Source organism: Candidatus Limnocylindrales bacterium, assembly GCA_035626395.1.
Lineage (GTDB): Bacteria > Desulfobacterota > Binatia > UBA1149 > CAITLU01 > DASPNH01.
This window is the reverse complement of the sequence record DASPNR010000031.1, coordinates 547,984-559,699: the sequence shown is the minus strand read 5'-3', so window position 1 is coordinate 559,699 and position 11,716 is coordinate 547,984. Positions and strand designations below refer to the sequence as shown.

Genomic DNA, 11,716 nt, shown 5'->3' with positions numbered 1-11,716 from the left:
CCGGGACCGTGGCAGGCGCGGAAGCCCGCGCCGGCCGCGCATACGACACGAAACAAGGAGCGCATCGAGATGAACTGGAAAACAGCCTTTGCAGCACTTGCCGTCGCAGTGGTCGCCGCCGGTTGCGCGGCCAAGAGCAGCGACTCGGTGACCTCGGATGACCTGCAGCGGATCGAAGAGGCCGCCAATCGTGCCGAGGCTGCGGCCAATCGCGCCGAAGCGGCAGCCGACCGCGCCAGTGTCGCCTCCGAAAAGCAGGAGGCGCTCTTCCACAAGAGCATGCGCAAGTAAGACTGCGCCAGCGTTCGAGGACACGCGCGGTCATCCGGCCGGATGACCGCGCGCCGTCCGCCTCCTTTCAGAACTCCACGATCGTCTTCAGCGCTTCGTCGACCCTGGCGGCGGCGGCGAAGGCTTCATTGATGCGCTCCAGGCCGAAACGGTGCGTGATGAGATCCTCCTCGCGCAGAACGCCCTCGGCAAGGGCCTCGAAGGCGCGCCGCGTATCGTCGGGTCCGCACGAGTAGCTCGGCACCAGCGAGATCTCGTCGAAGTAGAGCTCCGAGGGCTTGAGCGGCAGCACGTCTCCCGGCTTGGAGCTCGTGAACAGCACGACGCGCGCGCCCGGGCCGGCCGCAGCGATTCCGGCCTCGATGGCTTCGATCGAACCGGGGCCGACGATCACGGCATCGGCCTTCTCCCCGCCGCCGACGTCCATCATCCCCTGAGCCAGCGTCGTCTGCCGGACGTCGATGACCGCATCGGCGCCAAGCGCCAGCGCCTTCTGCAGCCGGAAATCGACGAGGTCGGCGGCGACCACCCGCACGCCGAGCTGCCTGGCCAGCAGGACGTGGAGCTGCCCCATGATCCCGAGACCGACGATCAGCACCGTATCGCCCGGTCGCAGGTCCGCTCGTCTGAGCGATTTGACGGCGCAGGCAGCGGGCTCGACCAGGCTGCCGGCGGCGTAGCTCATGGTGTCGGGCAGGCGCAGCGTATCGGCAGCCAGGTTTTCCGGGCCGACCAGGAAGTATTCGGCCATGCCGCCCGGATACAGATTGGTCCTTCGCCAGGTCCTGCAGTGCACGTAATGCCCGCGCCGGCAGTGACGGCAGGTTCCGCACGGCGCGTGATGGTGCACGAAGACGCGATCGCCCTCGCGATACCCTTCCACGCCGCTGCCGAGCGCGACGATGTCGCCGGCGGGCTCGTGTCCGAAGACGAGCGGCGCCTTGCGCGCCAGATACCAACCCATGATGTCGCCGGTGCAGATGCCGCACGCGCGCGTTCGCACCAGCGCCTGTCCGGGCCCCGGCTCGGGTGTCGGCATCTCTTCGATGCGGATGTCGGTGGCGCTGTAGAGACGGGCGACTTTCATCGCGTGGCCTGCGCCGATGCGGCCCCGTGCGGAGCGATCGCGATCTTCATCTCCCCGCCATCGCCGAGATGCGTGAACAGCTCGGGCACGTCCGCCAGCGCCGCGCGGCCGCTGATCAGCGGCGACCAGTCCAGCGACGGCGAGCACAGGAGGCGGCGTGCTTCGGCGACGTCGCGCGGGCGGAAGTGAAAGGGGCTGGCGATGTGCACGCCGTCGTAGTGCAGTCGGTAGGTGTCGAAAGTGGCGATGGTGCCGCGCGCGCAGCCGCCGAACAGGACGGCGGTGCCACCGCGGCGTGCCAGCGTCGGCGCCAGCTCCCACATCTGCGGCATGCCCGTGCACTCGATCACCGCGTCCGCGCCGCGCCCGCTCGTCAGCTCCTGCACCCGACCGGCAAGATCCTCGCCTTCGCCGATCGTGGCGAGCGCTCCCATCGCAGCGGCGGTCGCCAGCCTTGCGCTGCGGCGGCCGGCAACGACGACGCGAGCGGCGCCATGCGACTGAAGCACGCGCAGCCACAACATCGCGATGGGGCCGGCGCCGAGAATGACGACGGTGGCTTCGTCGCGGATCTTGTTCTGCGGGACGAAGGTCAGGCCGAAGCAGACCGACGAGAGCGGCTCGAGCAGCGCCGCCTGCTCGAACGTCAGCTGCTCGGGCTTGGCGAACGCGTTTCGGCGCAGCACGCGCTCGGGCACGAGCAGGTATTCGGCATAGGCGCCGAGCACCATCTCGTCCATCAGCGACTCGCACAGGTTCTCCTGGTCGCGCTGGCAGAAGAAGCAGCGGCCGCAGGGCCCGCTGTTGACGGCCATTACCGCGTCGCCAACGCGGAAGCCCTGCACTTCCCTTCCCGCATCCACGACCACGCCCGCATACTCGTGGCCGAACGGCGTCGGCGGCGGCATCTTGGGATGGCCGCGACGATAGGCCTTGAGGTCGGTTCCGCACGTGAGCGCGGCGTGCACGCGGAGCACCACATCGCGCGGACCGGGCCTGGGATCGGCAGCCTCCACGATCTCCAGATGCCCGGGCGCCTGCAGGACGATCTGTTTCATCGCGGGGTCCTCTGCCACAATACCTGCTCGAAGACACGCGCCGAGAACGCAAGAGGACGAAACAGCCGGTCATGAGCGTACGAAACAACGAGGGACCCTTTCTTGCCGCCGACGCCATCATCGAGCTGGAAGGAGGCGGCATCGTGCTCATCGAGCGCGGTGGGCAGCCCAAGGGCTGGGCCATCCCCGGCGGCTTCGTCGACTACGGGGAGTCGCTCGAGAAGGCCGCCGTGCGCGAGGCGCGCGAAGAGACGGGCCTGGAGGTAACCCTCGTCGACCTGCTGTACGTGTACTCGGATCCTGCTCGCGATCCGCGCCACCACACGGTGACGGCGGTCTTCATCGCCCGTGCCCAGGGAGAGCCGGTGGGCGGCGACGATGCTGCCTCGGCCATCGTCGTGGACGAAGGCTCGCTGCCCTCGCCCCTGGCCTTCGACCATGCGCAGGTGCTCGCGGACTACTTCGAGCTGCGGCGCAGCGGGCGCCGGCCCGATCCGTCGCGACAGCTCGTTCGCTGAACGGCCCGCGTACCCCGTCGGCGCCATCGTCGCACCGGTCGGCGCCGCCGCCGCCCACCGCCAGACTCGGTGCCGCCGTCTTACGCGCGTGCCCCTACGATCCACGACGTCCACCGTCCCGACGCCAGCGCCAGCGTGAAGGCATGACTGAGGACGACGGTGGCCAGCCATGCCACGATCATCGGCACCACCGGCGTCCCCGCGTCCGCGTCTCCCAGAAGCAGCGGAAAGACCAGGAAGCGCGCGACCAGAAGGTGGCTCAGGAAGATGCCGTACGAGGCGCGACCGAGTGCCGCCAGTGCACGCCCCGCCCATGACGACGCCAGCGCCGGCGCCGCCAGCGCACCGAGCAGGGTGAATGCGACGATGTAGATCATCGGCACCGTCTGAAAGATCATGCTGGCGAGAATCGCCGCGTCCTTCGTCGGGTATGCGATCAGCGTGTCGAAGAAGTCATCGACGAAGACGGCGAACGACAGAACGGTCGCGACGGCTGCTGCGCCCGCCGGCGCCGCCGACCGCATTTTTCCGCCTGCGAGCAGCGGCGCGGCCGCAACGCCCGTGCAGACGTAAACGAGGAACAGCACCAGCAGCAAGGGCGTTCCGATGTACTGGTATGCCGCCGCCCACGAGATCGCGGCGCCGCCGGCCAGAAGCAGGATTGCATGTCGAATGCGCGAAACGGCTGCGACCATCGGCTGCAGCAGCGGCCAGACCAGGTAGAGCTGGAACAGCAGCGGCACGAAGTAGAGCTGCGCATCGCCGGTGCCGTAGCGCAGCAGCGAGGCCACGCGCAAAGGATCGAGAACCAGCGTCACGTCGTGCGAGGCAGCGCTCGTGATGCTCCAGAGCACGTACGCCGGCAGGAGCTGCACGGCACGGCGGCGCAGAAAACCGATGAAATCGGCCAACGAGGCGAAGCGCTCGCGGTATCGCAGCGACAAGGCTGCTGCCGACAGCGCCAGGAACAGCGGAGCCCCGAACGTGAAGAAGAGGTTGAGCACGATCAGGGGGCGCGTGCGCACATCCAGGAGCGGCAACTCCTGAATCCAACGCCAGCTCACGTGCAGCCCGGCCACGCCCAGGATGGCCACGCCGCGCAGCACGTCGATGGCGGCAATGCGCGGCGGCTCCGGCATGGCGGAAGAGAGCGTCGCCTACAGCGAGCTCAGGTAACGCTCGATGTTGTCCATGCCCTGGCGGATCAGCTCCATCGACGTCGCATACGAGATGCGGAAATGGTCGCTGGATCCGAAGTCGTTGCCGCCGACCACGCCTACGTGCGCGCCCTCGAGCAGCTTCAGGGCGAGGCCGTCGCCATCGCCCACGCCGGCCTTTTCGAAGACGCCGGCGCCGTTGACGAAGACGTAAAACGCGCCGCCGGGCACCTGCACCGACAGGCCCGGGATGGAGTTGATGCGCTGGCAGATGTAGTCGCGCCGCTTCTTGAACTCGACCACCATCGGCTCGACCATGCTTTGCGAGCCCGATAGCGCCGCAGCCGCCGCCGCCTGCGCGATGGATGAGGGATTGGACGTCGACTGGCTCTGCAGCGTGGTCATCGCCTTGACTACCGCCGCAGGCGCCGCCGTGTAGCCGATGCGCCAGCCGGTCATCGCGTACGTCTTGGAGACCGAGTTGCAGATGATGGCGCGCTCGCGTAGCGACGGCTCCATCGCCACCAGATGGCGCGGCCTGGTGCCGTCGTAGCGGATGTTCTCGTAAACGTCGTCGACGATGACCCAGCACGAGTGCTTTGCGAGCACGCGCCCGAGGTCGGCCATCTGCTTCTCGGAGTAGGTGGCGCCGGTGGGATTGGAGGGGCTGTTCAGGATCACCAGCTTGATCGACGGCGTCAGCGCCGCCTCCAGCTCCTCGGCAGTCAGCAGGAAGCCGTTGGCCTCGCTGGCCATCGCGAACTTCGGCACGCCGCCCGAGAGCGCGGCCATGTCCGGATAGCTCACCCAGTACGGCCCCGGAATCAGGACCTCGTCGCCTTCGTCGAGCACCGACTGCATCGCGTTGTAGAGCGAGTGCTTGCCGCCGCAGGAGGCGATGACTTCGGCATCGGAGTACTTCAGGCCGTTGTCGCGCTCGAGCTTCGTGCGAATCGCCTGCTTGAGCGCAGGCGTGCCGCCGACGGCGGTGTAGCGGAATTCGCCGCGTCGGATCGACTCGTGCGCTTCCTCGCACACGTGCTCCCAGGTCGGGAAATCGGGCTCGCCGGCGGCGAAGCCGACGACCTTGACGCCCTTCTGCTGCAGCTCCAGGACCTTGGAGGTCATGGCCAGGGTGGAAGACGGCTTTACGCGGGACAGACGTGAGGAAAGGTTCGGCATCTCTCTATTCTCTTCCGAGCTTGGCGAGCAGGCGCGCCTCGACCGCGTCGGGTACCAGTCCGTGAACGTTGCCGCCGAGGGTGGCGACTTCCTTGACCAGCCGCGAGCTGGTGTAGAAGTGCGCCTCGTCGGCCATGAGGAAAACGGTCTCGATGTCGGGCGCCAGATGGCGGTTCATCATCGTCATCTGGAACTCGTATTCGAAATCCGCCACGGCACGCAGGCCGCGGATGATGGTGCCGGCGCCGATGCGGCGGCAGTAATCGATGAGCAGGCCGTGGAAGGCGTCCACCGAGACGCGGCCGGCGAACTCGGTGCACGTCTCGTCGATGATCTCGACGCGCTCGGTCGGCGTGAACAGGCCCGAGGGCTTTTCCTGGTTGTAGGCGACGGCCACGCGAACCTCATCGAACACCGTCAGCCCACGCCGCACGATGTCGAGATGGCCGTTGGTCATCGGATCGAAGGAGCCCGGGTAGACGGCAAACCTGGAGTTCATCATGAGAGCTTCGTGTCCCCTGTCGAATCTGCTCCGTCCTGGCCCGGCCGCTCGTACAGCGCCAGCTTGGTGTCTCCGTAGACGTCCTCGCGCTGCCTGGTCAGCGAGCCGACGCGCTCGGGCGCATTCTCTCGCCTTCCCACCTCCGCCACCACCCAGCCCGTGGGCGCAACCAGCCCCAGCGAGTCGAGCAGCGCCAACCCCGCCGCCGCCATCCCCTGAGCATACGGCGGATCCAGGAGCACGCCCTCGAAACTGGCGCCGCCGCGAGCCTCGGCCGCCAGCGCGTCGCGGAAATCCGCGGCGACGACCTTGACGCGGTCGCGAAGGCCGAGCGCGTCGAGATTGCGTCGCAGGGCGGCGAGCGCGTTGCGATCGTTCTCGATGCACACGGCGCTGGCGGCGCCGCGACTGAGCGCCTCGATGGCAAGAGCGCCCGTGCCGGCGAAGACGTCCAGCACCCTGGCGCCCGACAGACCGTAGCGGCTTTCCAGGCGGCTGAAGAGCGCTTCGCGCACGCGATCGGTGGTCGGTCGCGTGTCGCGACCTTGCGCGGCCACGAGGCGCCGTCCGCCGAGCGTGCCGCCGATGACTCTCATCGCCTCGTTGCCGAAACCCGCGGCGTTATAGCCGAGGGATGGAGGCGGGCAAACCGGGGAGTCGCGCATCTTTACTGGACATTTCGACTGCTTTACGGTCCTCGCCGTGAACGCCGCGCTGGTTCCCGTACGCTCGATCGCCGGCGGCAAGCAGCGCCTGGCCTCCTGTCTGGATGCCGCACGCCGCGAGGCGCTCGCGCTGGCCATGCTCGAGGACATGCTGGCCGCGCTGGCCGCTGCGGAGAGCCTCGATCGAATCGTGGTCGTCAGCGGCGACGGCGTTCTTCTCGACCACGCGCGCCGCTGCGGCGCCGAGGCGCTCGAAGAGGGAGCGGCGCGCGGCCTCAACGGCGCCGTGGCAATGGCCGCGCGGCATCTCGAAGCGCAAGGAGTGCGCCGCCTCCTGACGATTCCCGGCGACGTTCCGCTGATCGATCCTCTCGAGATCGACGGCATGTTCGCCACCGACCCCGCCCGCTATCCCGTCGTTGCTGCCCCCTCCTCCACCGCCACCGGCACTAATGCGCTTCTGACCAGCCCGCCAACCGTCATCGGCTTCTGCTTCGAGGGCGAGAGCCTGGCCGCGTATCGGCGAGCGTGCCGGCAGGCGCAGGTGGAAATGCTCATTCTCTGCCTCGACGGTTTCGCCATCGACGTCGACACGCCCGCCGACCTGCTGTCGCTGCCGGCGCAGGGCGGCCGCACCTGCGCGCTCGTGGAAGAATGGCGACGGCTCGACGCGATCACGGCTGCGTGAGCAGTGATGACGCCACACCGCTGCCTGCAACGGTGATCGTGCCCGGCCCGCCGATGCGCCCCGTTGCATGGACCGGCGTCGCAGTTTTTGCCGGCGTGGGTGCATGCATCGCTGCCGCAGGCACGGGTCGTATCGCGCCCTAGCGACGACGGCTGGACGGCGCGGTCCGCGCTCGAAACCGCGTTGGATCAGGAGCCGGGATGGCCGCCGTTCAGCGTCCGCGCAGCAGATGGAACCCTGCGGCTACCGCGCCGATTCCCAGCACGCACTGTCCGGCGACGTGCACGAGCGCCAGCAGCACCTGCCCGCGCCGCAGCAGCTCGAAGGCTTCTAGCCCGAACGCCGAGAACGTGGTGAAGCCGCCAAGGACCCCGATGATGAGAAACGCGCGCGACTCCGCCGTCAGCAATGCACGGCTGTCCGCTGCGCCGACCAGTGCCCCGATGACGAGGCAGCCCGAGACATTGACCGCCATGGTCCCGATCGGGAGCGGGTGTGACCAGAGATGCGCCATCGCCGTCGTCACGAGGTAGCGTGCAACGGCGCCGAGGGCGCCACCGGCCGCGACGTAAAGGGCGAGGAGCACGAGCAGTTCTTATCGAGAGCGCAGATGAGAATGAACACCCTTGCGTGCAGTCGCGTGCCGCCGGCGCAGGTTGTGACGAGACATCGGCATCGAGGCGGGTTACCGGCGCCGTCGCGTCGTGCTACGCAGTAGAGAGATTTCGCCGCGCGCCGAGAGGCTCTCATGTCGCAACCGAGTCGAGCACCGGACGTCACTTCTGATACGGCTCTCTCGCAGGACGAGCTGCGCCTGATCCACGCCTGGTGGCGCGCCGCCAACTATCTCTCGGTCGGTCAGATCTATCTCTTCGACAATCCTCTCCTGCGCGAGCCGCTGCGGGCCGAACACATCAAGCCCCGTCTGCTCGGCCACTGGGGAACGACGCCCGGTTTGAGCTTCCTCTACGTCCATCTCAACCGGGTCATAAGGAAGAACGACCTCGACGTCCTGTACGTCTGTGGTCCCGGCCATGGTGGCCCCGCGATGGTCGCATGCGCGTACCTCGAAGGAACCTACACCGAGGTGTATCCGAACATCACGCGGGACGAGGCGGGACTGAAAAAGCTGTTCACGCAGTTTTCGTTCCCCGGCGGCATCCCCAGTCACGTGGCGCCGGAGACGCCCGGCTCCATCCACGAAGGCGGCGAGTTGGGCTATGCGCTGTCGCACGCCTACGGGGCGGCCTTCGACAATCCGGATCTGCTGGTGGCGTGCGTGATCGGCGACGGCGAGGCCGAGACGGGCCCGCTGGCGACGAGCTGGCACTCGAACAAGTTCCTCAACCCCGCGCGCGACGGCGCCGTTCTGCCCATCCTGCATCTGAACGGCTACAAGATCGCCAATCCGACGGTTCTCGCACGCATTCCGCACGCGGAGCTGGAGGCGCTGATGCGCGGCTACGGCTACCGGCCGTGGTTCGTCGAAGGGGACGAGCCGCAGGCGATGCACCAGAAAATGGCTGCTGCCATGGACGAGGTCGTTGCCGAGATCCGGCGCATCCAGCACGACGCGCGCAGCGGCAGCCTGCGCGGCAGGCCTACCTGGCCGATGATCGTGCTGCGCTCGCCCAAGGGCTGGACCGGGCCGCGGCAGGTCGACGGCAAGCAGACCGAAGGCTCGTGGCGCTCGCACCAGGTGCCGATGAGCGAGATGGCCGACGAGGGGCACATCCGCGTGCTCGAGGAATGGCTGCGCAGCTACCGGCCGCAAGAGCTGTTCGATGAGCGCGGCGCGCTGGTGCCGGAGCTGGCCGAGCTGTCGCCGAAGGGCACGCGGCGGATGAGCGCCAACCTGCACGCCAATGGCGGCGCGCTGCTGCGCGATCTCGAGCTGCCCGACTTCCGCTGCTACGGCGTCGAGGTGCCGGCGCCCGGCGCCGTCGATGCCGAGGCCACGCGCGTGATGGGCAAGTACCTGCGCGACGTCATGCGCGACAACCTGGACACGTCCAACTTCCGTCTCTTCAGCCCCGACGAGAACAACTCGAACCGCTGGAACGACGTGCTGGACGTGACCTCGCGTGCATGGGTAGCACAGACGGTCGAAGGCGATACCGGCCTGTCGCCGGACGGGCGCGTGCTCGAGATGCTCTCCGAGCATCAGTGTCAGGGGTGGCTCGAAGGCTACCTGCTGACGGGCCGCCACGGCTTCTTCTCCTCCTACGAGGCCTTCGTCCACATCGTCGATTCGATGTTCAACCAGCACGCCAAGTGGCTCGAGGCGTGCAACAAGATCGCATGGCGGCGTCCGGTGGCATCGTTCAACTACCTGCTCAGCTCGCACGTGTGGCGGCAGGACCACAACGGCTTCACCCACCAGGACCCGGGCTTCCTCGATATCGTCGTCAACAAGAAGTGCGACGTCGTGCGCGTCTATCTGCCGGCCGACGCCAACACGCTCCTGTACGTGACCGAGCGCTGCCTGCGCAGCCGCAACCGCATCAACGTGGTGGTGGCGGGCAAGCAGCCTGCGCCACAGTGGCTGAGCATGGACCAGGCGATCAAGCACTGCAGCAGCGGAATCGGCATCTGGGAGTGGGCCAGCACCGACCAGGACGGCGAGCCGGACGTGGTGCTGGCGTGCGCCGGCGACGTGCCGACACTGGAGACGCTGGCGGCGGCCGATCTGCTGCGCTCGCTGTGTCCCGAACTGCGGGTGCGCGTCATCAACGTCGTCAACCTCATGAAGCTGCAGCCGCCGCGCGAACATCCCGACGGCCTCTCCGATGCCGACTTCGACCTGCTGTTCACCCGCGACAAGCCCATCATCTTCGCCTTCCACGGTTACCCATGGCTGATCCACCGCCTCACGTATCGGCGCACCAATCACTCCAACCTGCACGTGCGCGGCTACAAGGAGGAAGGCACCACGACCACCCCCTTCGACATGGTCGTGCTCAACGACATGGACCGCTTCCACCTCGTCGGCGACGTCGTCGACAGGCTGCCGCACCTAGGATCGCGCGCCGCCTACCTCAAGCAGGCGATCCGCGACAAGCTCATCGACCACAAGGGCCACATCACCAGGTACGGCGACGACATGCCCGAGGTGCGCGACTGGCGCTGGGGCGATTACGCCTCCGGCGGCTCGCTGCTCGGAGCGCCGGCTGCCGGCCGCGGGACGCCCACGACGACGTCGCTCGACGGCAGCGGCGACGGCAGTGAGGACGCAAAGCCGGGTGGCGGGCATGGCGGGCGCGGCCGCGACCGGAACGCCGCAGGTGACACTGGCAGCGCCGCCGCAAGCGATCGCGAGGCGACGGGCGCCATCGAACGCCCGGCGGCAGGGCGCGACTCCAAGCGGACGCAAGACACCAGCGCCGACAACGAGTAGCGCCCGTGCGCGCCATCATCGTCGTCAATGCCGGCTCCTCCAGTCTGAAGGTCGCCGTCTACGGCTGCGAAGAAGAGGATGCCCGGCTTCTGCTGCGTGCGCGCGTGGAGCGCCGCGGCAGCCGGCTCGAGCTCTCGGCCGAGGACGGTGGCGGCGCCGCCGTGCAATCGCCGGTGGCACTCGACGCGAGCGCCGATGCGTTCGAGTACGTCGATGCGTGGCTTCGCCGGCAGCAGCCGCACCTCGACGTCGCCGGCTACGGACACAGGATCGTCCATGGCGGTCCGGAGTTCGATGCTCCGGTCGTGGTCGATGCCTCCGTTCTCGAGCGGCTGGAGGCGCTGACCGAGCTGGCGCCGCTCCACCAGCCGCACAATCTCGCGCCCATCCGTGCGGCCGCCGCCGCGCATCCGCAGGCCGTGCAGATCGCCTGCTTCGATACCGCGTTCCATCGCGGCCACGCCCCGGAGGTCGACCACTTCGCGCTTCCGCCGAGCTTCTACGCGCAGGGCGTGCGCCGCTACGGCTTCCACGGCCTCTCCTTTCAATCGATCGCGTCGTCGCTGCCGACAGTGGCGCCGCACGTTGCCGAGGGCCGCGTGGTCGTGGCGCATCTCGGCAACGGCGCATCGCTGTGTGCCATGCGCGGCCGGCGCAGCGTCGACACCACCATGAGCTTCTCGGCCCTCGATGGCCTGGTCATGGGCACGCGCTGCGGCAGCATCGACCCTGGCGTTCTTCTCTACCTGCTCGGCACGCGCGGGATGCGTCTGGAGGAGCTCGAGAGGCTGCTGTACGCCGGCTCCGGTCTGCTCGGCCTTTCGGGGCTCAGCTCGGACATGCGCGACCTGCTGGCTTCGCCCGACGCCTCGGCGCGACTGGCGGTGGATGCGTTCGTCCTTCAGGCGCAGCGCCAGATCGCGGCGATGGCGGCGGTGCTCGGCGGCATCGACGCCATCGTCTTCACGGGCGGCATCGGCGAGAATTCGGTGGCCATTCGCGAGCGCATCGGGCGCGCGTGCGCCTGGCTCGGCGTCGAGATGGACGAGGTCGCCAACGCGCGCGGCGGCCCCTGCATCACCCGCCAGAAATCGCCGGTGTCGGGGTGGGTGATTCCGACCGATGAAGAGGGAGTGATCGCCGAGGCGGCGCGCGCGATTCTGCGGTGAGA

General features: G+C 68.2%; 12 protein-coding genes. 5 read left to right on the top strand and 7 right to left on the bottom strand.

Translation table 11 applies throughout. The annotated features are described in order from the left end of the window. The first annotated feature begins 69 nt into the window (after positions 1–69). Positions 70–291, top strand: a complete 222-nt coding sequence (locus VEC57_13970) for a hypothetical protein (protein ID HYC00238.1) — start codon at positions 70–72, stop codon at positions 289–291. A 67-nt stretch (positions 292–358) separates the two neighbouring features. Here the strand turns inward: VEC57_13970 and VEC57_13965 are convergent, their stop codons facing one another. Together VEC57_13965 and VEC57_13960 are read right to left on the bottom strand one after the other, a co-directional pair. Next, a complete protein-coding gene (locus VEC57_13965; protein HYC00237.1) occupies positions 359–1,378 on the bottom strand; it encodes an alcohol dehydrogenase catalytic domain-containing protein in 1,020 nt (339 codons plus the stop codon). Continuing rightward, complete coding sequence (locus VEC57_13960) at positions 1,375–2,436, bottom strand: alcohol dehydrogenase catalytic domain-containing protein (GenBank protein ID HYC00236.1); 1,062 nt, start codon at positions 2,434–2,436, stop codon at positions 1,375–1,377. Before VEC57_13960 ends, VEC57_13965 begins: the two co-directional genes overlap by 4 nt. 71 nt (positions 2,437–2,507) lie before the next feature. Here VEC57_13960 and VEC57_13955 point away from each other — a divergent pair, with 71 nt between their 5' ends. Next, entirely contained in the window at positions 2,508–2,954 is a 447-nt protein-coding gene (locus tag VEC57_13955; protein ID HYC00235.1) for an NUDIX hydrolase, read from the top strand. A gap of 80 nt (positions 2,955–3,034) precedes the next feature. Here the strand turns inward: VEC57_13955 and VEC57_13950 are convergent, their stop codons facing one another. Genes VEC57_13950 through rsmD form a run of 4 tightly spaced genes read right to left on the bottom strand, consistent with a single transcriptional unit; the run spans position 3,035 to position 6,391 of the window. Continuing rightward, positions 3,035–4,093 carry an acyltransferase family protein gene (locus tag VEC57_13950; GenBank protein ID HYC00234.1) on the bottom strand — a complete coding sequence of 353 codons (1,059 nt, stop codon included), beginning with the start codon at positions 4,091–4,093 and terminating at the stop codon, positions 3,035–3,037. 18 nt (positions 4,094–4,111) lie between these two features. Further along, the gene (locus VEC57_13945) at positions 4,112–5,239 is read right to left on the bottom strand and encodes a pyridoxal phosphate-dependent aminotransferase (GenBank protein ID HYC00233.1); all 1,128 of its coding nucleotides are present in this window, start codon (positions 5,237–5,239) and stop codon (positions 4,112–4,114) included. Between the two features lie 58 nt (positions 5,240–5,297). Further along, entirely contained in the window at positions 5,298–5,795 is a 498-nt protein-coding gene (gene coaD / locus VEC57_13940; protein ID HYC00232.1) for a pantetheine-phosphate adenylyltransferase, read from the bottom strand. Beyond that, on the bottom strand, positions 5,792–6,391 hold the full coding sequence (rsmD, locus tag VEC57_13935) for a 16S rRNA (guanine(966)-N(2))-methyltransferase RsmD (protein HYC00231.1): 600 nt from the start codon (positions 6,389–6,391) through the stop codon (positions 5,792–5,794). Before rsmD ends, coaD begins: the two co-directional genes overlap by 4 nt. A 106-nt stretch (positions 6,392–6,497) precedes the next feature. Here rsmD and cofC point away from each other — a divergent pair, with 106 nt between their 5' ends. Beyond that, complete coding sequence (gene cofC, locus VEC57_13930; protein HYC00230.1) at positions 6,498–7,148, top strand: 2-phospho-L-lactate guanylyltransferase; 651 nt, start codon at positions 6,498–6,500, stop codon at positions 7,146–7,148. A gap of 211 nt (positions 7,149–7,359) precedes the next feature. On the opposite strand, the gene crcB is transcribed toward cofC, so the two are convergent. Further along, complete coding sequence (crcB, locus tag VEC57_13925; protein ID HYC00229.1) at positions 7,360–7,734, bottom strand: fluoride efflux transporter CrcB; 375 nt, start codon at positions 7,732–7,734, stop codon at positions 7,360–7,362. A gap of 162 nt (positions 7,735–7,896) precedes the next feature. Here crcB and VEC57_13920 point away from each other — a divergent pair, with 162 nt between their 5' ends. Together VEC57_13920 and VEC57_13915 are read left to right on the top strand one after the other, a co-directional pair. Then, positions 7,897–10,545, top strand: a complete 2,649-nt coding sequence (locus VEC57_13920) for a phosphoketolase family protein (protein HYC00228.1) — start codon at positions 7,897–7,899, stop codon at positions 10,543–10,545. A 5-nt stretch (positions 10,546–10,550) separates the two neighbouring features. Further along, the gene (locus VEC57_13915; protein ID HYC00227.1) at positions 10,551–11,714 is read left to right on the top strand and encodes an acetate/propionate family kinase; all 1,164 of its coding nucleotides are present in this window, start codon (positions 10,551–10,553) and stop codon (positions 11,712–11,714) included. Positions 11,715–11,716 lie beyond the last annotated feature (2 nt).

Bases quoted from the DNA above. Each gene is read 5' to 3' on its own strand.
- VEC57_13970 (HYC00238.1), top strand. From the start codon at position 70: ATGAACTGGAAAACAGCCTTTGCAGCACTTGCCGTCGCAGTGGTCGCC.
- VEC57_13965 (HYC00237.1), bottom strand. From the start codon at position 1,378: ATGAAAGTCGCCCGTCTCTACAGCGCCACCGACATCCGCATCGAAGAG.
- VEC57_13960 (HYC00236.1), bottom strand. From the start codon at position 2,436: ATGAAACAGATCGTCCTGCAGGCGCCCGGGCATCTGGAGATCGTGGAG.
- VEC57_13955 (HYC00235.1), top strand. From the start codon at position 2,508: ATGAGCGTACGAAACAACGAGGGACCCTTTCTTGCCGCCGACGCCATC.
- VEC57_13950 (HYC00234.1), bottom strand. From the start codon at position 4,093: ATGCCGGAGCCGCCGCGCATTGCCGCCATCGACGTGCTGCGCGGCGTG.
- VEC57_13945 (HYC00233.1), bottom strand. From the start codon at position 5,239: ATGACCTCCAAGGTCCTGGAGCTGCAGCAGAAGGGCGTCAAGGTCGTC.
- coaD (HYC00232.1), bottom strand. From the start codon at position 5,795: ATGATGAACTCCAGGTTTGCCGTCTACCCGGGCTCCTTCGATCCGATG.
- rsmD (HYC00231.1), bottom strand. From the start codon at position 6,391: ATGAGAGTCATCGGCGGCACGCTCGGCGGACGGCGCCTCGTGGCCGCG.
- VEC57_13920 (HYC00228.1), top strand. From the start codon at position 7,897: ATGTCGCAACCGAGTCGAGCACCGGACGTCACTTCTGATACGGCTCTC.